This window comes from Thiomicrorhabdus xiamenensis (genome assembly GCF_013282625.1).
GTDB lineage: Bacteria > Pseudomonadota > Gammaproteobacteria > Thiomicrospirales > Thiomicrospiraceae > Thiomicrorhabdus > Thiomicrorhabdus xiamenensis.
Genome location: NZ_CP054020.1, coordinates 236,112 through 259,024, shown reverse-complemented (window position 1 = coordinate 259,024; position 22,913 = coordinate 236,112). Strand labels below are relative to the sequence as shown.

The following is a 22,913-nucleotide window of genomic DNA, read 5'->3' as shown; positions in this document are numbered from 1 at the left end:
AACCTTATGGTTACGCTTGTTCCTGCAAGGTTTCCCAAGCGACTTCACATTCGCCTTTTGCCGTTGCAATATAGGCCGAGTTACCGCTGATGGTGACTGAGAAATCCATTGTACGCTCTAGCATCCCAGCCAAAGTTTGAATTTCATCCCAGTTAAAACGATAGACATCGACCGGTAGCTGACTAAATTGCGAGCGGCCTTGCTCCCACCACACATCGGACTTGCTGTTAAAGCTGTACACCTTGACCTGACTGGCTTTACGCTTCGCCTTTTTAATGCGCTCAAACGCAGGTTCGCCCACATCCACCCACAGCGCAATCTGGTCATCCAAGGTGGTTAAGCTAATCGAAGGGGCATCCACATCGTTTAGCCCGGCGCCAAAACTTAAATCCTCCTGAGCATTCAGGCAATAAGCCAGTAAGCGCGTCATCATGCGCTCGTCGTTTTCCGACGGATGTTTGGCCACCGTTAAATTCAAAGCATCATAATGCGAGCGATTCATATCTGACAGAGAAACTTTAAATTTATATACGGTCGGTTTGAGCGCCATGGATTAACCTTTTTTACATTATCATCCAACAAGCTGCACATCATCCCACAAAACCCTCTTTGAGTTGTCTCAATTGAATCGGCTTGGTTAAATCAACCGCACTCGGATTCACGCCTTAACGTACAATATTCTTTTGATTTCCACGATTTCCACCTTAACCGGTTTTTTAGTATTGCCGTTGAAAATAGCAGGCCCGCCTTTGACACATTCTTCCGACTCTTTTTCTGAACTTGCCCTACGCCCTGAATTGCTTGGCGCATTGCAAAACCTGAACTTCACCGCCATGACGCCGATTCAGGCGCAGAGCGTGCCGTTTATTTTGAATGGCGACGACCTGATTGCGCAAGCCAAAACCGGTTCGGGAAAGACCGTTGCTTTCGGTTTGGGCTTACTGCAAAAGCTGGAACCGAAGTGGTTTTCAACGCAGGCGTTGGTATTATGCCCGACCCGAGAACTGGCGGAACAGGTGGCGACCGAAATCCGCAAACTCGCCAGTCAGATCGAAAACGTCAAACTGCTGACCCTGTGCGGCGGTACGCCTTTTAAACCGCAAGCGGCTTCACTGGAATACGGCGCGCATATTGTGGTCGGCACACCGGGACGTGTGGAAGATCACGTAAAACGCGGTACGCTGTTTTTGGATGATCTGAATGTACTGGTGCTGGACGAAGCCGACCGCATGCTGGAGATGGGCTTTGAAGAGTCATTGACCACCATTATCGAACAAACGCCGGACGAACGCCAAAGTCTGCTCTTCAGCGCGACCTTTCCGGATTCGATTCAACAACTCGCCGCGCATATTCTGCAGAATCCGCAGCACGTTAAAGTTGAATCTGTACACAATGACAACGCCATTCGCCAGCACTTTTATCAGGTTGCCAATGAGGCCGAACGTCAAAAAGCGGTCAAACTGGTTTTGCTGGCGCATCAGACCACTTCTGCAGTGGTGTTCTGCAATACCAAACGCGAAGTGCAGGATTTGACCGACGACCTTAAGACGCAAGGATTCAGCGCCGTGGCGCTACATGGCGATCTGGAGCAGCGCGAACGCGACCAGACCCTGATTCAGTTTGCCAATCAAAGTGCAACCGTACTGGTCGCCACCGATGTCGCAGCGCGCGGTCTGGATATCGATTCGGTCGAAGTAGTCATCAACTATCATCTGGCGCACGATCCGGAAGTGCATATTCACCGTATCGGGCGCACCGGCCGTGCCGGTAAAAGCGGTTTTGCCTGCTCGCTGATCAGCGACAAGCAAAATTACAAAGTGGCACTGCTGGAAGAAGCCTTAGGGTTTGAGATTGAAACCGAAGCGCTCCCCGACGATTCCGTACTGATGCAACGCCCGATCAAAGCCCCGATGGTGACCCTGCAAATTGACGGCGGCAAGAAAAGTAAAATCCGCCCGGGCGATATTTTAGGCGCGCTGACCGGAGACGGCGGCATTGCCGGAGATCAGGTCGGCAAAATAAAAGTCACAGCGATGCGTTCCTATGTTGCGGTCAGCAAGAACGTCAGTCAGCAAGCTCTGAATCAACTGAACCATGGCAAACTGAAAGGACGTAAAACGCGCGCACGTTTTTTGAATTGACTATTCTTAACATACGCTCGGGCGTCCCCCCTTTCCTGCAACCAGCACCGATTCTCATGGCATCCAACCTGTATCGGTGACAAACTTAACCGGGCGCTCTCGAACGAGATCAGAAAACGCTTATAGACCATGCTCACTGCACAGACTCAAAACCGTCATGGTCTCCTCTCATAACTGAGAGATGCCTTCAAAAATGGTCAAATTTGTCCCAACAAATTCCAGTGAAGAGCGGTTTTTATGCTATTTTTCTCTTACTAACGTCAATGCACTCTCTCGTGCAAAACTTGCTAACAAAACTTGTCTTTGCGCCGATATAGAGAAAAGCACCTTTTTGGAGACATAATGTCATGAGTTCAGGCAACGAATATTTTTTGGCGGACGATCTAGTCATTCTATCGACGTCGGATCTGGTAGGTAATATTGTCGATTACAACGAAGGTTTCAGAGAAGCCTCCGGTTACAGCGATGTCGAACTTACCGGCAAACCGCACAATATTCTGCGCCATCCGGACATGCCTAAAGAAGCCTTTGTCGATTTCTGGAAAACACTGCAAGCCGGCAGACCGTGGCAAGGCCTGGTCAAGAACAAGCGCAAAAACGGCGATTATTACTGGGTCATGGCGAATGCCACCCCCATTATGGAAGGGGGCAAGATCACCGGCTATCTCTCGGTAAGATACCCGGCCACAGATCAGCAGAAACAATACGCCACCAAACTGTATGCGGATATTAAAGCCGGCAAAGCCAGCTTTCCATGGACCAAACAGGAACCGAAAGCCAAACAGTTCACCCTGCCATTTATCAGCCTTGCTGTCGCTCTGATCGCGATTATCGGGTTGGCTCTGCAAGCGCAGTCCTCCACCTTAACCTGGGGGCTGGCTGCTCTGGGCATGGTTGCATTGATTGCAACGGTTGGGTCGATTTTAAAAAGTGGCAGCCTGTCTAAAGGGGTAAAAAACGGTATTGAACAGGTCGCCAACGGCAACCTTCAGGAAGCCGTGGCCGACAAAACCGAACTGGGCTTTCTGATCAATATGCTGCGCACTCGCGTCGCCGAATCGGAAGCAAAAAGTTACGATGCCGCCAAAAACGCCGCCGTATTGACCACGGCGATGAACAGCGCCAGTACCAATCTAATGGTGGCCGATGCGGAATTTAATATTAAGAGCATCAACCAGTCACTGGCCGAGATGTTCAAACGCAACGAACAAAGCCTGCAAAAAGCGCTGCCGAACTTCAGAGCGGATAAGGTCGTCGGTTCCAATATGGACGTCTTCCACAAAGACCCTGCGCATCAGCGCAAAATGGTGCAGGCGCTTATGGAGCCGTGGAGCGGAAATCTGACCGTTTCGGATCTGATTCTGGAACTTACCGTAGTGCCGATTATCCGTCAGAACCAGAAAGTCGGTTATGTGGTCGAATGGCTGGATAAGACCAATCAGATTAAAAACATCAACGACATTACCCGCGTTCTGCGTCACATTGAAGAAGGTGATTTCAACTACCGGGTCGATGTCTTCCCAGGCGACCTGGAGGAACTGGGCAATACCATCAACAGCACCATGACCACCCTCGGCGGCGTCATGAGTTCGATCAGCGATGTCATGACGGCTCAGGCACAGGGCGATTTAACCAAAGAGTTGCCGGCCGGTGTCTTTAAAGGCCAGGTTCATGATCTGAAAAATGCCATCAACTTCTCTTCGCACAAAATTAAAGAAGTGGTCGGCATGACCTCTGAGGTTTCCATCTCCGTGGATACCGCGGCGCGCGAAGTCGCGCAGGGCTCTCTGGCTCTGAGCGGAAGAGTCCAACAGCAGGCGTCCGCTCTGGAAGAAACTTCCGCCACCATGGAGCAAATGAACTCACAGGTGCAGAGCAGCAGTACCAACGCACAGGAAGCCAACAGAGTATCTATCGACGTTCAGAGCAAAGTCGGACAAGGTGTCGGCGTTATGCAGCAGACGATTCAGGCGATGACGGCCATCGAAGAATCCAGCCATAAGATTGCCGATATTGTAACCCTGATCGACAGCATCGCCTTCCAGACCAACCTGCTGGCGTTGAATGCCGCAGTAGAAGCGGCCAGAGCAGGCGAACATGGGCGCGGTTTTGCGGTCGTTGCCTCGGAAGTCCGCAATTTGGCGCAAAAATCTGCCGAAGCGGCTAAGGAGATCAAAACACTGATCGATGAAACCGTTGGCCGCGTCAGTCAGGGCTCGACACTGGCTTCCGAATCGGGCGAAATGCTGAACGACATCAACCAGTCGATCGAACAGGTGACCAATATGGTTTCGCAAATCGCACAGGCCGCGCAGGAACAGGCAGAAGGCGTGCAACAGGTTCACCAGGCGATCAGTCAGATCGACAGTGCCACTCAACAGAATGCCGCTTTGGTTGAAGAGACCAGCGCTTCTGCGGAAAACTTGCGACATCAGGCCGAGACCCTGCGTAATGAAATGGCCTATTTTGATCTAGGGGATACTCAGGTGCTGGATGCGTCGAAATATTCATTAACCAAAAAAGAAAATTCCTAAATTGCGATCTTTAAAAATTTTATTGGTTGAAGACAACGAGATCTTCCAACAGATTCAAGCGCACATGCTCACCAGACTGGGGCATGAAGTCGTTACCGCATCCAGTGCTCAAAAAGCGCTGGCCACGTTAAAACTCTTTGCATTCGATGTCATCCTGATGGATTTGGTTATGCCGGAAATGGACGGTTTCGAGTGCGCGAGAGAAATTAAGGCCATGAACGTCCAGACCCCCATCGTTGCCTTGAGCGGCAACGATTCTCAAGAGACGAAAGACGCCTGCTTTGAAGCAGGAATGAGTGGTTACTTAAAAAAACCGACCGACAAAGATACTTTTGAATTCATGATGCAACAGGTTCTCGCTCAATAGAACCTTGCAAGACGGCATAAATTATACTTTGTGCGCGCTACCTTTTATTCGGACTCCGCTGAATAAAACCGTTCCGTTGTGGTTCCCAATACCTCCCTCGCAACACCACTTGCTTTTGCGGCCTGGATAATAGCAGGAGGAAGTTGTTGCAGAAGCCGTGAATCGGTAGGTTTTGGCAAAATATAATCTTTGCCGAAGCTCAGTTCCCGCAAACCATAGGCATCTAACACTTGTTGAGAAACCGGTTCTTTTGCCAGATTTCTCAGGGCTTCCACGCAAGCCAGTTTCATTTCAGAATTGATCTCTTTGGCGCGACAATCCAAAGCAGCGCGAAAAATATATGGAAAGCCGAGCACATTGTTAACCTGATTCGGGTAGTCGCTGCGACCTGTGCCGATAATAATATCGTCACGAATAGCCAGTGCCGCTTCCGGCAAAACTTCTGGGTCCGGATTTGCCATCGCGAGTACCACCGGCCTGGCGGCCATGGACAACAACATTTCTGCGGTCAACAGATTCGCAACCGACAACCCTAGGAAAACATCCGCGGCTTGCATCGCATCCGTTAGAGTGCGCTTATCGGTTTCAACCGCAAAAGCTTGTTTATAAACATTCAGGTCATCGCGCCCGGAGTGGACTACGCCCTTGGAATCCAAGAGCAGAATATTGTCGTGTTGAGCGCCACTCTCCAAAAGCAGGTTCAGAATCGCGATCCCCGCCGCCCCGGCGCCGACACACACGATTTTGGCATCCGCTAAAGCTTTATTTTGAATTTGTAAAGCATTTAGCAGCGCGGCAACGCAGATAATCGCGGTGCCGTGCTGATCGTCGTGAAAAACCGGTATATCCAGCGCTTCAATCAATTTCTGTTCGATTTCAAAACAGGCAGGTGCGGCAATGTCTTCCAGATTAATACCGCCAAAAGTCGGCGCAATTTTAGTGACGATTTCAACAAACTTATCGACATCGGTTTCATCGATTTCAATATCAAAGCTGTCGATATTGGCAAAACGTTTGAAGAGCAAGGCTTTACCCTCCATGACCGGCTTGGAAGCCAAAGCGCCGGTATTGCCCAGCCCTAAAGTTGCCGTCCCATTGGTAACCACCGCCACCAGATTGCCTTTGATGGTGTAGTCATAAGCGAGTTGACTATCCGCCATGATCTCTTTGACGGGTTCCGCAACCCCCGGACTGTAGGCAAGACTCAAATCCTGCTGGGTATCTGCCGGTTTTGTAATTTCCACCGACAACTTACCTGGCTTAGCCTCTCGATGGTAGTTCAGTGCAGCCTGCTTCATCGATTCAATCCTCTTGCTTGATCGCTACTCGAACGCAATCTTAGCTTAGCAAGTTTAATCTCCGGGGTCTGAGTAAAATGAAATTCATTCTTTCTCTAGCAAGGCTTCCCAATGCACTTCGCACTCCCCTTTCGCCGCCGCGATATAAGCGGAGTTGCCGCTAATGGTGACCGAAAAATCCATGGTGCGTTCCAACATGGCGGCAAAGGCCTGAATTTCATTCCAGTTGAAGCGGTAAACATCGACCTCCAGACGGCTGAACTGTGCCTGCCCCTGCTCCCACCAGACATCGGATTTGCTGTTGAAACTATAGACTCTGACCTTTTGCGCTTTGCGACTGGCCTTTTTGATTCTATCGACCGCCGGTTCGCCGACATCGATCCATAGTGCCAGCTGATCATCCAGAGTGGTCAGAGAAATCGCCGGATCATCAACCTCGCTCAAACCGGCACCGAAATCCAATCCTTCCTGCGCATTAAGGCAGTACGCCAGCAAACGCGTCATCATGCGCTCGTCATTCTCCGAAGGGTGTTTGGCCACCGTCAGACTGATCGCATCATAGTGCGAACGGTTCAGATCGGACAGCGAGATTTTGAATTTATAAACGGTCGGTTTCAGCGCCACGGAGTACCCTTTGAAATATCAGCTTTAAAAACAGGCGCACATCATAAACCCAAACGCGACCGACAACGGCAGAATATTGCGGCATGGTCGTCGATGGCACGCCACTCCGTATGCGGGTTGAGCGTTAACCGGTGCATGGCGACAAATTCCTGATATTATTTACACAGTTCCGCCTAATTACACAAAGTTTGCACTTTTTACGTACATACTATCGTGCAGATAATTTGCCCTGGTACCACGAAAAACCGGGCATGCTGTAATTAAATCGTGCTTATCCGATTGGGAGGGTTCCGCGTTGAAACCGATTAAAATTGCTTTTGGATTGATTTTCCTGTCATTGAGCGGCCTCTGGCTACTCGCGGATTCTCTTCTGCCCGAGCCGATGAGCTATTTCGCTTTTCGCGGCGTCTTCGTGCAGTACTCCGGCGTAATCGCCATCGGCGTCATGAGTGTGGCGATGATCCTGGCACTGCGTCCGGTCTGGTTTGAAGCGCGCCTGAACGGTTTGGACAAGATGTACCGTCTGCATAAGTGGCTGGGGATCACCGCTCTGGTTTTTGCCGTTCTGCACTGGTGGTGGGCTCTGGGCACTAAATGGATGGTCGGCTGGGGCTGGCTGGAACGCCCTGAGCGCGGACCAAGAAGCCAGGAGCAACTGCCAGCCCTAGAGCAATGGTTCCGCGACCAGCGCGGACTCGCCGAGAGCCTTGGAGAATGGGCATTTTATATTGCCGCCGTCCTGATGATTCTGGCACTGCTCAAATGGTTTCCGTATCACTGGTTCAAGAAAACACACAAATGGCTGGCCGCCGTCTATCTGGTCCTCGCCTTCCACAGTGTCGTGCTGATGGACTTCGACTATTGGCGCCAGCCGGTCGGCTGGGTAATGGCCGCGCTGCTGCTGGCGGGAACCGTGTCCGCCATACTGGTTCTGCTCGGTCGCGTCGGTCACAGCAGACAAGTTCGCGGAACGATCCAGTCGATCTCGTCCTACCCGGGGGTACGCGCAATCGAAGGAAGCATCCGCGTAGATCAGACCTGGCCTGGCCACGAGCCCGGACAGTTTGCATTTGTCACCTCAAACACCTCGGAAGGCGCGCATCCCTATACCATCGCTTCCGCCTGGGATCCGAAGAAACCCTGTTTGACCTTTATCGTTAAAGAGTTGGGCGATTGGACGCACAAACTGCACTCGCGCCTGCACGTCGGCATGCCGGTCACGGTTGAAGGGCCATACGGCTGCTTCCACTTTAAGGACCATCAGCCTCGGCAGATCTGGATCGGCGCCGGAATCGGAATCACGCCTTTTATCGCCAGAATGAAACATTTGGCCAAGCATCCCGGAAACCAGAAAGTCGACCTGTTTCATGTCACCTCGGAATACGACCAACAGGCGATCGACAAATTGCGCGCCGATGCCGAAGCCGCTAACATCCGTTTACACCTGATCGTGACACCGAAAGACGGACGCCTGACGCCGGAACAAATTCGCGAAACGGTACCGGAATGGCTGCTGAGCAGTATCTGGTTCTGCGGTCCAAGCGGTTTCGGCGAGCACCTGCATCGGGATTTCATCGACCACGGTCTGCCAAGCGAAGACTTCCATCAGGAATTGTTTGCCATGCGTTAAGATGGCCTCGCAACCTTTTAAAAAGCGCGTCATCGATCGGCCTGCCAGAACCGAAAGGCCTTTCGCGCAAAGTTCCAGTATGATAAAACGATGGCGCCAACTACAGAGAGTCGACCCATGTCATTTCTTAATGCTATTTTCCGTCTGTTCGGTTACGAGTGGGTCAAAGACGAAACGCCGTACCCGCGTGACGAGGACCCGAGAACCGATGAAGGTTGGGACGATCTGTACGAACACTCGCCCCGTTATAAGCTGCGTAAAATCAAGCAAGCGCCCAAATAGCCGGCCGTCCAGCGCCAGGAAAAACATCTCAGCGCCGGATGTACATTGCATTACAAACGCTTCAAGGCATAATGCAGTTTCACATACCGACCTGAGCAAACTTTCAACAGAGAACAATAATCCCTAATGGCTTTACTTGATTTCGCAACGCGCAAATTACGCTACCGGCAACTCAAACATACGATCGACAGTCGTCTGGATCACAGTACCCGCGGCAAAACCTGCCTGAATGTCGGCGGCGGTTACGGTGACGCCCACAGACTGCTCAGCGAAATGGGCTTTGAAATGACCACCTGCGATGTCGACGGAAGTTGTGCCTACTGCGATTTAAACACCCGCCTGCCGTATGCCGATAACAGTTTTGACCTTGTGGTCTGTCTCGCGGTTCTGGAGCATTTGGACGACTGGCAGAACGGTCTTCGGGAACTTAAACGGGTTGCCAAACAATTGGTCATCGCAACAACCCCGTCGGTCTACGGAAAACCGGTTCTGGATACGCTGGCGGCCGTGCGGATGGTTAATAAAGCGCATATTGACGACCACAAATATTACCTGACCCGCAAAGATCTTCTCGACCACGGATACGAGCACCGTTATTTCACGCTTTTTCTGAATCAGTTGGCACTGCTTGAGAAAGCGACACAAGAGACCTGATGACCGATACAAGTGATCGGGCAAACTGCTTGAAGCAAGCCCTGTTGAAACCACATGAGTGGAAATTAGACTTTATTAATCCGCACAACAAAGCTAATCTAGGAACACATCAACCTATAAAGTCTTTGCTACCATGAAACAAATCCTGCGCAAACTTGCCGCTCCCATTCTGCGTCCGCTGGAAAACTCCACCGGAGAGTACGAATACAGCCCATCTCATCGTACCGTCCTGAAAATTATGGGCGTGCTGTTTTTCGGAATTGCCGGCATTACCCTGTATTTCTCTCTGATGATCAACGAACTGGGGGGAATACTGCCCGTTGTCCTGTTCGGCGGTATTGGTCTGATCTGCCTGCTTGTCGCTTTTGTCGGCACGGATAAAGAAGTGGCTAAGCTGTGGCGCAACCGTAACGAAAAGTTTTCCAAATAAGCCGATCGCCTTTCCGTCGCGAAACGGCTGTCTCAACAGAATTTAGCGGAGCCAATACGATGTCACATACCCTTATTGTGTATTCCACTGTGGACGGCCATACCAAAAAAATCTGCGAGCATTTGCAGAAAACCATAGCGGACGACGACAACCAGGTAAGCCTCGTCTCTCTCGATCAGGCGATGCATATGGATCTTGAGCCTTTTGACAAACTGGTTCTTGGAGCGAGCATCCGCTACGGAAACTATCGCCCCGCCGTCTTGCATTTTATCGAACAGAATCTGGAACTTTTGAGCCGTAAAGCGAGCGCTTTTTTCTCGGTCAATGTTGTCGCGCGGAAAACGGAAAAAAACCGCCCGGAGAGCAATCCTTATTTCAAAAAGCTTTTTAAGCAGACCGATTGGAAGCCGACCAAAGCGGAAGTTTTTGCAGGAAGAATCGACTATCCAAACTACGCTTTTCTTGACCGTATGATGATCCGCTTGATTATGAAACTCACACACGGCCCGACCGACACAACGGCCTCGTTTGAATTTACCGACTGGGAGCGGGTCGAGGATTTCGGAAAAGAGATCGGTCGGCTACAGGCCCCCTGAAACGCCCATGAATCCAGGTGCCTGACGAATTATGGAATCAGGCTCCAGTCTCCGACAGAATTGCATAAGTTCCCGTCGCATAAGCCACCAGCTGGTCTCCATCAAGCAGCTCAATGGTCACAAAAGAGACTTTCTGCCCTTTGCGTTTGACCGTGGCACTGGCCAGCAAATGCTTACCGGATGCAGGCTTCAGATAATTAACCTTAATTTCCATCGTGACCGCCGTACAGCCTTCCTCAAGATTGGAAACCGCCGCATACCAGCCGGTATTATCCATCAAGGTGGAAATCACCCCGCCATGAACAAACCCCATATGCTGTAGATGATAGGGTTTAACGTGCAACTCGACTTCGGCGCTACCGGACTCAAACGCCGTCAATTCCGCTCCGATATGTTCCAGAAAAGGAAACTTAATATTTCGCATCTTTAACCTCAAAACCTCATTTAACGGCGCATTCTGATATTCCATACTCTCTCAAGGGATGAAAACAGCAGGCACTTGAATCGGCCGTGCAAATCGGACAAAATAACAAAGTGTAGTGATCACTACGCTTTTAAGATTCTATCAAAGAACCGATTGTATTAAGAACCCGTTTAAGAATTTCCACGGAGCATTTATGTTTTCTCCAAAATACCAGCACATTGTTTTCGGCTTTTTTATGGCCCTGTTGATGTCGTTTCTGATGTCCGCCGTTGTCAGCATTATCAATATCGGTATTCCGGAAAACTTTCTAGGTATCTGGTTTCACGCCTGGTGGACCGCCTTTATCGTGGCTTTCCCGACGGTTTTACTGGTCTCCCCGCTCGTTAAACGAATTACCGGCCTTCTGATCCGCGCCTGAATCGCCGGCGATCCGCCATTCAGATTTTCTCAAGCCCCTCATTAAATCCGCTAAAATACCCCAAACTTTTTTTATGGAAAGAAGGGTATGAAACGGGTAGAAACTTTTTTCGAAGGCTTACTGTTTGCCAGCCGCTGGCTGATGGCGCCGGTTTATCTGGGTCTGGTAATCGCCATGATCATTCTGCTTTTCAAATTCGGCAAAGAGCTGCTGGATCTGGCTTTGAGTCTCGGCAGTGCTTCCAGCGGCAATATCATTATCGGCGTACTGACACTGGTCGATGTCGCCTTGATCATGAACCTGCTGATCATCATTATTTTCAGCGGCTATGAGAACTTCGTCTCTAAAATGGATCTGGAAAACCACGAAGACCGCCCGGAATGGATGGGACATATCGGTTTCTCGGATCTGAAAATCAAAGTCATCGCATCGATTGTCGCCATCTCGGGGATCGAGCTTCTAAAAGCGTTTATGAACGTTGAGGAATTTTCCGATAAACATCTGGCATGGATGATCGGCCTGCACGTAACCTTTGTCGTTTCCGGCGTAATGTACGCTCTAATGGACAGATTAGGGCACAATAACCACAGTGCATCCAAAGCGAACAGCGAGCACTGAATTTTTTGAAACAGCCGGACCTTGCAAAGCCTATGCGTAAACACCCAAACTCCGAATCCCTGCTGCAAAACGTAAAATCCATCCTTCCGGCGATTCGACAGGCGGCTCGGGAATCGGAACAGCAAGGGCATTTAACCGACGAACTGCTGACGGTCTTATTCGAACAGCGCCTGTTCCGTCTGTTTATCGCCGACAAATACAATGGCGAAACAACCGATTTACCAAGTGCATTGCGCGTATTCGAACTGGTCGCATCCGCCGACGGAGCCACCGGCTGGCTCGTGATGATCGGAGCCGGCGGCGGACTGTTTTCCGGCTTCCTCGAAGAAGGCGCTGCAAGAGAGGTTTTTCTACCGGAGCGGGCCGTGATTGCCGGATCAGGCATGCCCGCGGGCCAAGCCAAAACGACAGCAAGCGGCTTCGACGTCAACGGGCGCTGGCCCTATGCCAGCGGCGCCTACCATGCCACCTGGTTTACGGCCAACTGCAAAATCGATGGCGGGGACAAGGAGATTATTTCGATTGCCGTACCGGCGGAGCAGGTCGTGATTCACGACACCTGGCAGGTGTTCGGAATGCAGGCGACCGGCAGTAATGATTTCAGTATCAACGCCGCCGCAGTTCCGAACGCCTTTACTTTCTCGCTGGAGAAAGCGCCGATCTCCGACGACGCGATTTTTCGCTGCCCCCTGGAAACCTTGGCCAGCCTGTCTTTTGCCAGCGTTGCCGTAGGCATTGCACAACATGCCTGCGAAGCGTTTGAGGAACTGATCCGCCACAAGACCGTTCCCGGTTCGACAACTCCGCTAAGCGAAGATAGCGATATTCAATACCGAATTGGCGAAGCGCAACGCCTGATCGACACAAGCCGCAATCGTCTTTATCAACTGGCCGAAAGCGTCTGGGGAAATCTGGAGCAGGGAATTTCACCGCCGGAAACGCTAATCCGTCAGGTACAGAAAAATTGCCAGCAAATCGTACAGGCCGGCATCCGCGCCGCGGACTTGTTAAAGGCTCGTGCCGGTATGGCGGCCGTTTTCATCGATTCACCTTTCGGTCGGGCCTGGCGGGATCTGCAGACCTTAAGCCAGCATGCCATTGTCGCCCCTTCAGCCCCCTTGCAAGAAGGTGAAACACGATAATGCGACCTTGCCGCCTATGCCGTTTTCATGCTGCTTTAAGAGTTGAGTACAAACAATTATTCGCACCTGCACAGCTTGACGAAAACGGCCCCGTCATTTAACTTTAATTCAATCCTCCTAGATTCAAAATCGAGCTCGCCATGTCTTCCGTTCCAAAAACATTTCGTCACTTTTTCTGGCTGTTTTTTCTCCTGTTTTCCCTCGGTTATTCGCTGCAGGCGCACAGCGCCAAAACCAACGATAACTTCAATGAGGTTATCGCTTCGCCTCAACTGCTGAAAAAACTGCAGCATGGCGGTTATGTTCTGTATATGCGTCACGGTAATACCGACAACAGCCGCCCCGACCGTGTACCCGCAGTGGATTTGAACGACTGTAATACCCAGCGAGTTTTAAACCAGAACGGAATTGAGGTCACGACCCGGGTCGGAAACTATGTTCGACAGGCACAAATTCCGGTCGGCGATGTCTTTGCCAGCCCGATGTGCCGGGCGAAAAACTCGGCGAAAAACGCGTTCCAGCATTACATTCTGGAACCGGGACTGATGTACACCGGCAGTATGACCAGTGAAGAGAAAAAACCGGTTATCGCCAAAACCCGCAGCCTGATTTCAACGCCGGTCTCCCCCGGGACAAACCGCTTTCTGGTCGCTCACGCGCCGAATATGATGGATCTGATGGGGTATTTCCCCGAAGAAGCGACATTGGTCATCTTCCTCCCGAAAGGCGATAATCAGTTTGAATATTTAGGCAGTATCCGTCCCGGAGACTGGCCGAAACTTCTCGGCAAATAAGGAGCTTCTGAAGACAGATGGTTCGCCTGCGCTTTTCGGCCCTGTTGATGTTTCTATTACCGGCACTTATCGTGCTGGCGGTCGTGGCGTTTCTGAACATCTACATTCTGAATGAGTTCACTCAGGCGCAATCGGAAAACAGTACCGTTGCCAAGCAGACGGTTGAAGAGTTCAGTGAAACCATCGGATTTATCGACAGCGTCGGGGTTCAATACAAGCGACTTAACGAACTGCTGCTGGCAACCAATCAGGATAAACTGACGCATGCTGCGGCCTACCGGATCCACTCCAAGATGGTCGATCAGCTTGATGCCACAGAGAAACAGTTGGCGCGGGTCAAAACGCGCCTGAACGCGCTCTTGACCGACAAATCGCTTCTGAACCCCTGGCAGGAAAACTTCGTCAACTTTAAAAACTTTTCACTGATGGCGTCCGACATTGTCGTCATCGACCCGGAAACCTCAAGTCGTTATATCAATGCCGCACAGGTCGAGTATTTCAAATTTGTCGATAAATCCAACAAACTCGCCAAACAGCTGTCCAATTACACCAACCAGACATTCGACGAGACGCAGAAGCGTATCGAAAACTCGCTGCACTCGATCTACTACATCGGCGTGATCGGTTTTCTGATCGCGTTTTTGATTGCGGTGGTTTCCGCTTCCCGCCTGTCCAACTATCTGCAAATCATTATGGCCTCGCTGCGTGATCTGGCGGCCTACAAACGGGAAATTCCGAAGCTTGATCAGGTCAACCGCATGGTTAAACAGACCAAAGGCGAACTGCGTCTTTTGGGGCATGCGGTATTGAAATTCAAACGCACCCTGGAGCTGAGCCAGAAGGAAGAGGCGCAAATCTTTCAACTGGCTTACTTTGATACGCTAACCGAACTTCCGAACATGCAAATGCTGCTGAAAAACCTCGACAGCCAATTGAATCAGGCCTATAAAGAACATTTGAAAGGCGTTCTGGTTAAACTCGATATCAACCGTTTTCAGGTTTTCAACAACGCTTTGGGATACGACTTCGGCGATAAGATTCTGGTCGAGTTTGCCAAGCGCTTGAATGTGTTGTCCGAAGGCGGCAAACAACTCTACCGCGGCAGCGCCGACGAATTCTTCATCCTGATCGCTCCGACGCATATTGAGACGGGCAAGGAACTTCATTTTCAACAGGCGATCGCCGATAAGGTCAAAAACCTGCTGAGCGCGCCTTTTAAAATCGACAACGAAATCGTATCGATCACCTGTAATCAGGGCATAGTGTCCTTCCCGACCGGCCGAAAGGGTCATGACCAGGCTCATGATCTGATTCGCAATGCCATGATCGCTTTACGTAACTCCAAAGATCTGGGCAATAATCAGAGCGTGATTTATCGTTCGGAGTTCTATCAACAGATAACCGATGCCTTTGAACTGCAAAAGGATCTGGAAGTCGCGATTGAAAACAACGACCTGGAACTCTACCTGCAATCGCAAATTCACCCGCATGAACCTCTGCCGAGAGCCGAAGCGCTGATTCGCTGGCAACACCCCAAACGCGGCTGGATTTCGCCGGAAATATTCATCGCTTTGGCCGAAGAGAGTAATTTAATTATCGAGGTCGACAAATGGATGTTGACCGAGGCCTGCAAACTGTTGGTTCAACAGCGCAAGATCGGAAGACAGCTGCATATTTCGGTAAACATCTCGGGGCAGCACTTTTCGCACCCTAACTTTCTTGAACACATGCTCATAATATTTGCCTCCACCGGGGTCGACCCGCGACAGATTACTCTTGAGCTGACCGAAAATATTTTCCTCGACGACTTCGATACCATCATCGACAAGATGCAGGAACTGAAAACGCGCGGCGTCCGCTTCTCGATCGACGATTTCGGCACCGGCTACTCCTCTTTGAGCTATCTGAAACGCCTGCCGGTGGACGAGGTTAAGGTCGACCGCTCATTTGTTCAGAAGCTAACCGATAACGAAGAAGACCAGTCGCTGGTCAAATCGGTCTTCGAAATCGCGCAGAGCTTTAATCTCGAGGTGGTGGTCGAAGGCGTTGAAACCTCTGAACAGGAGGTGATTCTTAATCAGCTCGGCGAGCCGATTATCCAGGGCTACCTGTACGCAAGACCGGTTCCTTACCGGAAATGGCTCGACACTTTGCCGAATTAACGCATCCTTAGGCGATTTATCCGATGGCACCCCCTCCAGTCTCTAGCTCTCTTTGCGAACAGCGTCAGAATCAACATGACAACTGCATTTGGCGGCACTGTGACAAGGCCTCCGAGCGCTGTATCTGCTTTACCGCATCCGCCGACACGCTTCCCGGTATCGACTACCGGACGGTTCTGATTGACCTGAAAAGCTGGGATCGCTACTGGCAACAAGACCGCTGCAATTATGTGCCGCAAGATCTGACGGATTTTCCGCACGCGTGCTGCCAGAATCGCGCCGATTACGTGGCCGAAATTAACATGCATCGACAAAAAATCGAACGCTGGCATCAACAACTTCAAGCAGACGACAAAGTACCGGCCGTCTGCTTTGAAAAGATGCTGAGCAACGGCTTTTTGCGCATCCGTCAGGGCCGTCATCGCATCGCGTACCTGCGCCAATTGGACTTCCCGGTTTTCGCCGCCGCCATTCCGCTGCAACGGATGGACGATTTCAGTCGGCAAAATCTGATTCTTGCCGCCCTCTAAGCGCGAATTTTTTCAAAAACCGTTTTCATTCCGCCCAAAAATCCGACCGTAAACATACTTTACTCACCCATTAATTCCCACTAAATCTCCATACTCGAATCAATTTTGCAAATAATTAACTAGATTTATACACTCAAAGGTTGTTTTTATATAAGCAATTAATTATTCTTTTCCCAAAATAAAAACAACCTCTAGCAAAAAACACAAATCAAGGGATCAAATTAATGACTTACGCAAAACCTCAATTCCAGATTTTGCACATTCTGGCTGCACTGGGGGCCGGAGGAATGACGGCTTCGTTCTTTTTTATCGTTAACTTTATGACAGCCCATCCGGGTGATGTCTTTATCAGCTACGATGTGCTAATGGCGGACTATGTCGGCGGCACTTCACCGAAACAACTGCTGATTCAGCTGTATATGCTCGGTGCCTCGCTATCGGCGATCCTTCACTTTGTGTTACTGACCCGTTGGTTTAAAGGCTTCAATCAATTCCGCCGAACCCCAGCCTACGAGGAACTGAAAAACTCCAATAAAGAGGTTCAGTTAATGGCGATCCCGTTAACGCTGGCCATGAGCATGAATGTCTTCTTTATTCTTGGTGCCATGTTTATTCCGGGCCTTTTCTCCGAAATCACCCTGTTCGGTATGACCAGCCAGATGATTGACTTCCTGTTCGTCGCCGCCGGCATCTATTTCACCGTCATTCTGGTGATGGCGCTGAAAATATTTTCAGTCTATTGGATGCGTCTGGTCGACGGTAACCTGGACTTTGTCGACAACTCGAATCTGGCTCAGCTGATCGCCATCTTTGCTTTCGGCATGATCGGTGTCAGCCTTGGCGCCCTTAGCTTTTCCAAAGTTGAAGCAATCGCGCTGTACGGCATGAGCATGGCCTATATCGTCATTACCCTGACGATTCTTCTGGGGTTAATCAAATTGATTCTCGGGTTCAAGTCGATCTTTCAGGAAGGGATCAATGCCCCAGGAACCGTTACCTTACTGCTCCCGGTCGTGATTACCGGCATGATCGTGGTCGGCCTGATCCGTGCGGATGTCGGCTCGATTCACGCCTTGGATTATGCGCGCGATGCCGGTTACCATCTTCTGGTCACCACCATCGGTATCGGTTTCTCTTTCTTTGTCGGGCTGTTTGCAATCAGTGTTATGAAACGTAAGCGCTATTTTGAAATGCTGGAGGAAGGCAAGTTGGACAGTAGCGCCTTTGCCTTAATCTGCCCCGGCTTTGCGATGGAAGTCCAGTTAGTCATGTGGCTGAATGTCGGTTTGATCTTTACCGGTTTTGTCGAATTCAGCAGCCCGATTTACTACCTGCTATGGCTGCCGATTATCGGCATGCAGATTGTGACAATCTACTACTTTGCCAAGCTTCTGAAACGCCATCGCTATCTGAAATTCTCGGCAGCATAAGCTTTCAACACACAATAATCGGCTCTTTCGGCCCCGATTCATCCGGGGCTACTCCCTCGAATCCCAAGTTTTTCTTATCCTAAATAGAACCCTTTTATCCGCCCAGTAAATTTGCTGTTTTGACTGGTTCGGCACAATCCCTAAAATGACAGTTAAAGCAATACTTAACGATTTTAGAGGACACTTCAATGGAAGTAACGGTCTGGTCCGGCTGGATCGCCGGTTTGGCTATCGGCTTATTTGTGGTTTTACACTTCTGGTTAATCGGCAAGCCGGCCGGCTGCTCGACCGGTTACGGCAACGTCTGCGGTCTGCTGTGTAAAAAAGTACGCTACTATCACGAAGGCGAATACGAAACCAAAAACAACATCAAGCTGTGGTTTCTGATTGGAATCCCGATCGGCGGTCTGATCGCCGCCCTGACTTCCGACACCCCTTGGCACATCAGTTTTGATATGGGGATGTATGAAACGATTTTGCCGCAGTCGGATGCAGCCAAAGCGATCTGGCTGATATTCGGCGGCATGCTGCTAGGCTTCGGCGCCCGTCTTGCCGGCGCCTGCACAACCGGACACGCCCTGGTCGGCGGTGCAATGCTGAATCCGCCAAGCCTTCTGGCCGGAGCGGTTTTCTTTATGAGCGCTTTTCTGACGACACGTCTGCTCTTCGGCACCTGAGCCAGCCATTAAGCGAATAATTAGCGAGGAATTTACGTTATGAAACGAGGACAGCACCACCTGCCCCTTCTTCAGGGAGGCAGCCTGACCCTGATGAACTTTATCCACGCCTACCGGATTAACATTCTTGGTTTATTGATGGGCGTGCTTTTCGGGTTTCTGATGAGCCGCGCCGGAGCGACGACTTTCGATTTTCACGCCAAAATGTTTCTGTTTGAAGATTTCCAGCTGATGAAAGTCATCGGCACGGCGGTGGTTATCGCCATTGTCGGTGTATTCATTATGAAAAAACTGCACATCAATGCCATTGCCACCGGCACGGAAGTCGATTTTGTTAAAAAACCTTATCAACAGGGACTGATTGCCGGCGCATTTCTGTTCGGCGTCGGCTGGGCCATGACCGCGGCCTGCCCAGGTACGATTCCGGCGATGATTGCCGAAGGGAAAATCGGTGCGGTTTTCAGTCTTATCGGACTGTTACTAGGCACATTTGCGTATGGAATCCTGCAATCTTTTATCGCCAACAACGGCAGTTACAAAGCGGCACTTAAATAAAAAAACCATTTTCTCGCCTTGTCTGCTCCGGACAAGGCCTTTTTCCGGCCATTTGACGCCGCTTTTCAGTTCAAAATCTTTATGATGCAATAAAAAAACCACCAAGTTTCTTTTATGGGAGTCGCTAATTGGCGGCAAATTCCCTATAATACCTTGTTTTTCAAATTCTTAGCCCTGACCCACCGAACAAACCGTCATTCCGGTTGGCGCTAAATCATTACAAAGTGAAGAGAACCTTTTAGATGACAACGCAAAATATCCGCAATATCGCCATTATTGCCCACGTTGACCACGGTAAAACCACACTGGTTGACCAACTTTTAAAACAGTCTGGAACGCTGGACGAACGCAAAGACATGGGCGAGCGTGTCATGGACTCCAACGATTTGGAGAAAGAGCGCGGAATCACGATCCTTTCCAAAAACACTGCGATCAACTGGAACGACTTCCGTATCAATATCGTGGACACTCCGGGTCACGCCGACTTCGGTGGTGAGGTAGAGCGTATCCTGTCGATGGTTGACTCGGTATTGCTTTTGGTCGATTCGGTTGAAGGGCCTATGCCGCAAACCCGTTTCGTAACCGAAAAAGCACTTCAGCAGGGTCTGAAACCAATCGTTGTCATCAACAAAATCGACCGTCCGGGCGCACGTCCTGACTGGGTACTGGATCAGACATTCGACCTGTTCGACCGCCTTGGCGCAACCGACGAACAGATGGACTTCGAAGTACTGTACGCTTCCGGTCTGAACGGTTTCGCGGGTTATGATGAAGACGTTCGCGACGGCGACATGACTGCCGTATTCGAAACTATTGTCGAAAAAGTACCGGCTCCTGAAGTGGACCTTGACGGACCTTTCCAGTTGCAGTGTATCTCTCTGGATTACGACACCTATAAAGGGGTTATCGGTACCGGTCGTATCAAACGCGGAACCGCCAAAGTCGGGATGCAGGTTACGATTGTTGACGCCAAAGGCGCAACCCGTAAAGGTAAATTCAGCGAAATCTTCGGTTACCACGGACTTGAGCGTATCAATGTTGAACAGGCACATGCCGGTGACATCATCGCCTTCTCAGGTTTCGATCCGCTAAATATCTCAGATACCCTGTGCGATCCGGAAAGCGTTGAAGCGCTACCGGCTCTGACAGTTGATGAGCCGACAGTCAGCATGACTTTCCAGGTTAACGACTCTCCGTTTGTCGGTCAGGAAGGTAAGCTACTGACTTCCCGTCAAATCCGCGAGCGTCTGGACAAAGAACTCCTGACGAACGTTGCGTTGCGTGTTGAAGACACTGAAGATGCAAACAAATTCCGTGTTTCCGGGCGTGGTGAGCTTCACCTTTCGGTCCTTATCGAAACCATGCGTCGCGAAGGCTTCGAAATGGGTATCTCGCGTCCGGAAGTTATCTTCCGTGAAATTGATGGTGAAATCCAGGAGCCTTACGAAAACCTGACCGTTGATGTACCGGAAGAATCTCAAGGTACGATCATGGAGAAACTGGGTCTGCGTAAAGCGGAAATGAACGACATGGTTCCAGACGGTCACGGTCGTGTACGTGTTGACTTTGTTATTCCTTCACGTGGTCTAATCGGTTTCCGTACCGAGTTCATGACGGCGACTCAAGGTAACGGTCTAATCTTCTCAAGCTTCTCACACTACGGGCCTAAGTTTGCCGGTAACGTTGGTGAGCGTAACAACGGTGTCCTTATCTCGAACGATAAAGGTAAAGCACTTTCTTACGCACTATACAACCTTCAGGATCGTGGTCGTCTATATATCGGTCACGGTGAAGAAGTTTACGAAGGGATGATCATCGGTCTGCACAGCCGTGCCAATGACCTGACGGTTAACGCACTGAAAGGTAAGCAGCTGACTAACGTTCGTGCCTCCGGTACGGATGAAGCGCTAACCTTGGTTCCGCCAATTCGCTTCTCGCTAGAACAAGCGTTGGAATTCATCGATGACGACGAACTGGTTGAAGTTACTCCAGAAAGCATTCGTATTCGTAAGAAATTCCTAACCGAAAACGAGCGTAAGCGCGCTTCGCGTGCCTCTAAAGACTAAGTTAAGCCGAACGCTTAATTCAGGTCTTTTGTAAAAACCGCGCCGGGAACTTTCCCGGTGCGGTTTTTTATTGCCTGCAACTCTTCTCCTTGGCTTATTCTTTTGGGTAAACTAAAAAGCCTAACAAGGAGAAGATATCGTGAACTACAGCCACCTCTACCCCCCGATCGAACCTTATGTGCAACACAGTCTGCAGGTCGACAGCACGCATTCCCTGCATATCGAGGAGTGCGGCAATCCTGAAGGCATTCCGGTTCTGTTCGTTCACGGCGGTCCGGGTGGAGGCTACGGACCTGTTCACCGACAATTCTTCGATCCGAACGCCTATCGCATCGTACTCTTCGATCAGCGCGGCTGCGGCCAGTCCCGCCCCCACGCCTGTCTGACCAATAACACCACCGCACACCTCATCGAGGACATCGAAAAAATCCGCCGTCATCTCAAAATCGACCAGTGGCTTCTGTTCGGCGGTTCATGGGGCTCCACCTTATCGCTGCTGTATGCCCAGAGTTATCCGGAGCGGACCCTCGGCCTGATTTTGCGCGGAATCTTTCTGTGCCGCGACGAAGACGTTAACTGGTTCTATCAGCAGGGTGCTGATCGTTTCTATCCGGAATACTGGAAAGACTTTATCGCCCCGGTGGATGAAGAGAAACGCGGCAATATGATCGAATCCTATTACGAACTGCTGACCAGTGACAACGAAATTGCCCGCATGCGCGCCGCCGAAGCCTGGTCGGTCTGGGAAGGGCGAACCAGCAATCTGCAAACCGATCCCGACGTCGTCAACCACTTTGGCGACCCCTTCCATGCACTGGCAATGGCCCGTATCGAATGCCACTATTTCCGTCATCAGGCCTTTATTGAAGACAACCAGATTCTCAAGCATGCCGATCGCATCGCCCATCTGCCGATTACCATTGTGCACGGCCGCTACGACATGGTCTGCCCGGTCAATCAGGCATTCGAGCTTGCCGAACAGCTTCCAGAGGCCGATTTAATTATCTGCAGCCACTCCGGACACAGTGCTATGGAGGAGGAGATCAGCCTCAGTCTGGTCAAGGCAACGGACGCTTTTGCCGAACAGCTGGAGGCTTCATGATCTGCCTGATCCAGCGCGTCACCTACGGCCGGGTCGAAGTCGACGGCGATGAAATCGGCGCCATCGGGCCGGGACTGGTCGTACTGACCGGATTCGAACCGGACGACAACAGTGAAAAGATCAACAAAATGCTGCATAAACTGCTGCACTATCGCCTGTTCGCCGACGAAAACGACAAAATGAACCTGAACGTTCAACAGGTCGGAGGCGGCCTGTTACTGGTCCCCCAATTTACACTGGCCGCCGATACCCGAAGCGGTCTGCGCCCGAGCTTTTCCAGCAGCGCGCCTCCGGCACAGGCAACCGTGTGGTTTGACGAATTTGTCGCTAAAGCCCGCCAGAAATACAACCCGGTGCAAACCGGCGAATTCGGCACGGATATGCAGGTTTCTCTGTGCAATGACGGTCCGGTCACTTTCTGGCTGCAGGTTTAATCAAC

General features: G+C 50.7%; 24 protein-coding genes. 20 read left to right on the top strand and 4 right to left on the bottom strand.

The window, feature by feature from the left end:
- Positions 1–10 precede the first annotated feature (10 nt).
- The gene (locus tag HQN79_RS01195) at positions 11–550 is read right to left on the bottom strand and encodes a YaeQ family protein (protein ID WP_173283883.1); all 540 of its coding nucleotides are present in this window, start codon (positions 548–550) and stop codon (positions 11–13) included.
- 199 nt (positions 551–749) lie between these two features.
- Between HQN79_RS01195 and dbpA the strand changes: the two genes are divergently transcribed.
- The 3 genes from dbpA (at position 750) to HQN79_RS01180 (ending at position 5,042) form a co-directional block, all read left to right on the top strand.
- Positions 750–2,141: an ATP-dependent RNA helicase DbpA gene (gene dbpA, locus HQN79_RS01190; protein WP_173283882.1), complete on the top strand. Its 1,392-nt coding sequence runs from the start codon at positions 750–752 to the stop codon at positions 2,139–2,141.
- A 347-nt stretch (positions 2,142–2,488) separates the two neighbouring features.
- Positions 2,489–4,675, top strand: a complete 2,187-nt coding sequence (locus HQN79_RS01185; RefSeq protein ID WP_173283881.1) for a methyl-accepting chemotaxis protein — start codon at positions 2,489–2,491, stop codon at positions 4,673–4,675.
- A 1-nt stretch (position 4,676) separates the two neighbouring features.
- Entirely contained in the window at positions 4,677–5,042 is a 366-nt protein-coding gene (locus HQN79_RS01180) for a response regulator (RefSeq protein ID WP_173283880.1), read from the top strand.
- 44 nt (positions 5,043–5,086) lie between these two features.
- Here the strand turns inward: HQN79_RS01180 and HQN79_RS01175 are convergent, their stop codons facing one another.
- Together HQN79_RS01175 and HQN79_RS01170 are read right to left on the bottom strand one after the other, a co-directional pair.
- Entirely contained in the window at positions 5,087–6,340 is a 1,254-nt protein-coding gene (locus HQN79_RS01175; protein ID WP_173283879.1) for a malic enzyme-like NAD(P)-binding protein, read from the bottom strand.
- A gap of 84 nt (positions 6,341–6,424) precedes the next feature.
- Positions 6,425–6,964 carry a YaeQ family protein gene (locus HQN79_RS01170; protein WP_173283878.1) on the bottom strand — a complete coding sequence of 180 codons (540 nt, stop codon included), beginning with the start codon at positions 6,962–6,964 and terminating at the stop codon, positions 6,425–6,427.
- Between the two features lie 295 nt (positions 6,965–7,259).
- Between HQN79_RS01170 and HQN79_RS01165 the strand changes: the two genes are divergently transcribed.
- The 5 genes from HQN79_RS01165 to hemG all read left to right on the top strand — a co-directional run bounded on the left by HQN79_RS01165 (position 7,260) and on the right by hemG (position 10,556).
- A complete protein-coding gene (locus tag HQN79_RS01165; RefSeq protein ID WP_238843395.1) occupies positions 7,260–8,594 on the top strand; it encodes a ferredoxin reductase family protein in 1,335 nt (444 codons plus the stop codon).
- A 117-nt stretch (positions 8,595–8,711) separates the two neighbouring features.
- The gene (locus HQN79_RS01160; protein WP_173283877.1) at positions 8,712–8,876 is read left to right on the top strand and encodes a hypothetical protein; all 165 of its coding nucleotides are present in this window, start codon (positions 8,712–8,714) and stop codon (positions 8,874–8,876) included.
- Positions 8,877–9,002: 126 nt separating this feature from the next.
- Complete coding sequence (locus HQN79_RS01155) at positions 9,003–9,530, top strand: class I SAM-dependent methyltransferase (protein ID WP_173283876.1); 528 nt, start codon at positions 9,003–9,005, stop codon at positions 9,528–9,530.
- A 133-nt stretch (positions 9,531–9,663) separates the two neighbouring features.
- Complete coding sequence (locus tag HQN79_RS01150; RefSeq protein WP_173283875.1) at positions 9,664–9,960, top strand: hypothetical protein; 297 nt, start codon at positions 9,664–9,666, stop codon at positions 9,958–9,960.
- Between the two features lie 59 nt (positions 9,961–10,019).
- Positions 10,020–10,556 (top strand): menaquinone-dependent protoporphyrinogen IX dehydrogenase, encoded by a 537-nt coding sequence (hemG, locus tag HQN79_RS01145; RefSeq protein WP_173283874.1) that lies wholly within the window; start codon positions 10,020–10,022, stop codon positions 10,554–10,556.
- A gap of 37 nt (positions 10,557–10,593) precedes the next feature.
- Here the strand turns inward: hemG and HQN79_RS01140 are convergent, their stop codons facing one another.
- Positions 10,594–10,980, bottom strand: a complete 387-nt coding sequence (locus HQN79_RS01140; RefSeq protein WP_173283873.1) for a PaaI family thioesterase — start codon at positions 10,978–10,980, stop codon at positions 10,594–10,596.
- Positions 10,981–11,173: 193 nt separating this feature from the next.
- Between HQN79_RS01140 and HQN79_RS01135 the strand changes: the two genes are divergently transcribed.
- The 12 genes from HQN79_RS01135 (at position 11,174) to dtd (ending at position 22,908) form a co-directional block, all read left to right on the top strand.
- Complete coding sequence (locus tag HQN79_RS01135; protein WP_173283872.1) at positions 11,174–11,398, top strand: DUF2798 domain-containing protein; 225 nt, start codon at positions 11,174–11,176, stop codon at positions 11,396–11,398.
- Between the two features lie 87 nt (positions 11,399–11,485).
- Entirely contained in the window at positions 11,486–12,016 is a 531-nt protein-coding gene (locus tag HQN79_RS01130) for a TIGR00645 family protein (RefSeq protein ID WP_173283871.1), read from the top strand.
- Positions 12,017–12,048: 32 nt separating this feature from the next.
- On the top strand, positions 12,049–13,158 hold the full coding sequence (locus HQN79_RS01125) for an acyl-CoA dehydrogenase family protein (protein ID WP_173283870.1): 1,110 nt from the start codon (positions 12,049–12,051) through the stop codon (positions 13,156–13,158).
- A gap of 140 nt (positions 13,159–13,298) precedes the next feature.
- A complete protein-coding gene (locus tag HQN79_RS01120; RefSeq protein ID WP_173283869.1) occupies positions 13,299–13,952 on the top strand; it encodes a histidine phosphatase family protein in 654 nt (217 codons plus the stop codon).
- Positions 13,953–13,969: 17 nt separating this feature from the next.
- Positions 13,970–16,114: a putative bifunctional diguanylate cyclase/phosphodiesterase gene (locus tag HQN79_RS01115; RefSeq protein ID WP_173283868.1), complete on the top strand. Its 2,145-nt coding sequence runs from the start codon at positions 13,970–13,972 to the stop codon at positions 16,112–16,114.
- 23 nt (positions 16,115–16,137) lie between these two features.
- On the top strand, positions 16,138–16,644 hold the full coding sequence (locus tag HQN79_RS01110; RefSeq protein WP_173283867.1) for a hypothetical protein: 507 nt from the start codon (positions 16,138–16,140) through the stop codon (positions 16,642–16,644).
- 224 nt (positions 16,645–16,868) lie between these two features.
- Entirely contained in the window at positions 16,869–18,074 is a 1,206-nt protein-coding gene (locus tag HQN79_RS01105) for a TsoY family (seleno)protein (RefSeq protein ID WP_173283866.1), read from the top strand.
- 188 nt (positions 18,075–18,262) lie between these two features.
- Positions 18,263–18,751 (top strand): YeeE/YedE family protein, encoded by a 489-nt coding sequence (locus tag HQN79_RS01100; RefSeq protein ID WP_173283865.1) that lies wholly within the window; start codon positions 18,263–18,265, stop codon positions 18,749–18,751.
- A gap of 39 nt (positions 18,752–18,790) precedes the next feature.
- Positions 18,791–19,306 carry a YeeE/YedE thiosulfate transporter family protein gene (locus tag HQN79_RS01095; RefSeq protein ID WP_238843394.1) on the top strand — a complete coding sequence of 172 codons (516 nt, stop codon included), beginning with the start codon at positions 18,791–18,793 and terminating at the stop codon, positions 19,304–19,306.
- 242 nt (positions 19,307–19,548) lie between these two features.
- Positions 19,549–21,372, top strand: coding sequence for a translational GTPase TypA (gene typA, locus HQN79_RS01090; protein WP_173283864.1), 1,824 nt, complete (start codon positions 19,549–19,551; stop codon positions 21,370–21,372).
- 139 nt (positions 21,373–21,511) lie between these two features.
- A complete protein-coding gene (gene pip / locus HQN79_RS01085; RefSeq protein WP_238843393.1) occupies positions 21,512–22,474 on the top strand; it encodes a prolyl aminopeptidase in 963 nt (320 codons plus the stop codon).
- A complete protein-coding gene (gene dtd, locus HQN79_RS01080; RefSeq protein WP_173283863.1) occupies positions 22,471–22,908 on the top strand; it encodes a D-aminoacyl-tRNA deacylase in 438 nt (145 codons plus the stop codon). The genes pip and dtd overlap by 4 nt, the downstream gene beginning before the upstream one ends.
- Positions 22,909–22,913 lie beyond the last annotated feature (5 nt).

Coding starts and splice junctions, on each gene's coding strand:
- HQN79_RS01195 (WP_173283883.1), bottom strand. CDS start 550: ATGGCGCTCAAACCGACCGTATATAAATTTAAAGTTTCTCTGTCAGAT.
- HQN79_RS01185 (WP_173283881.1), top strand. CDS start 2,489: ATGAGTTCAGGCAACGAATATTTTTTGGCGGACGATCTAGTCATTCTA.
- HQN79_RS01175 (WP_173283879.1), bottom strand. CDS start 6,340: ATGAAGCAGGCTGCACTGAACTACCATCGAGAGGCTAAGCCAGGTAAG.
- HQN79_RS01160 (WP_173283877.1), top strand. CDS start 8,712: ATGTCATTTCTTAATGCTATTTTCCGTCTGTTCGGTTACGAGTGGGTC.
- HQN79_RS01155 (WP_173283876.1), top strand. CDS start 9,003: ATGGCTTTACTTGATTTCGCAACGCGCAAATTACGCTACCGGCAACTC.
- HQN79_RS01150 (WP_173283875.1), top strand. CDS start 9,664: ATGAAACAAATCCTGCGCAAACTTGCCGCTCCCATTCTGCGTCCGCTG.
- hemG (WP_173283874.1), top strand. CDS start 10,020: ATGTCACATACCCTTATTGTGTATTCCACTGTGGACGGCCATACCAAA.
- HQN79_RS01140 (WP_173283873.1), bottom strand. CDS start 10,980: ATGCGAAATATTAAGTTTCCTTTTCTGGAACATATCGGAGCGGAATTG.
- HQN79_RS01135 (WP_173283872.1), top strand. CDS start 11,174: ATGTTTTCTCCAAAATACCAGCACATTGTTTTCGGCTTTTTTATGGCC.
- HQN79_RS01130 (WP_173283871.1), top strand. CDS start 11,486: ATGAAACGGGTAGAAACTTTTTTCGAAGGCTTACTGTTTGCCAGCCGC.
- HQN79_RS01125 (WP_173283870.1), top strand. CDS start 12,049: ATGCGTAAACACCCAAACTCCGAATCCCTGCTGCAAAACGTAAAATCC.
- HQN79_RS01120 (WP_173283869.1), top strand. CDS start 13,299: ATGTCTTCCGTTCCAAAAACATTTCGTCACTTTTTCTGGCTGTTTTTT.
- HQN79_RS01115 (WP_173283868.1), top strand. CDS start 13,970: ATGGTTCGCCTGCGCTTTTCGGCCCTGTTGATGTTTCTATTACCGGCA.
- HQN79_RS01110 (WP_173283867.1), top strand. CDS start 16,138: ATGGCACCCCCTCCAGTCTCTAGCTCTCTTTGCGAACAGCGTCAGAAT.
- HQN79_RS01105 (WP_173283866.1), top strand. CDS start 16,869: ATGACTTACGCAAAACCTCAATTCCAGATTTTGCACATTCTGGCTGCA.
- HQN79_RS01100 (WP_173283865.1), top strand. CDS start 18,263: ATGGAAGTAACGGTCTGGTCCGGCTGGATCGCCGGTTTGGCTATCGGC.
- HQN79_RS01095 (WP_238843394.1), top strand. CDS start 18,791: ATGAAACGAGGACAGCACCACCTGCCCCTTCTTCAGGGAGGCAGCCTG.
- typA (WP_173283864.1), top strand. CDS start 19,549: ATGACAACGCAAAATATCCGCAATATCGCCATTATTGCCCACGTTGAC.
- dtd (WP_173283863.1), top strand. CDS start 22,471: ATGATCTGCCTGATCCAGCGCGTCACCTACGGCCGGGTCGAAGTCGAC.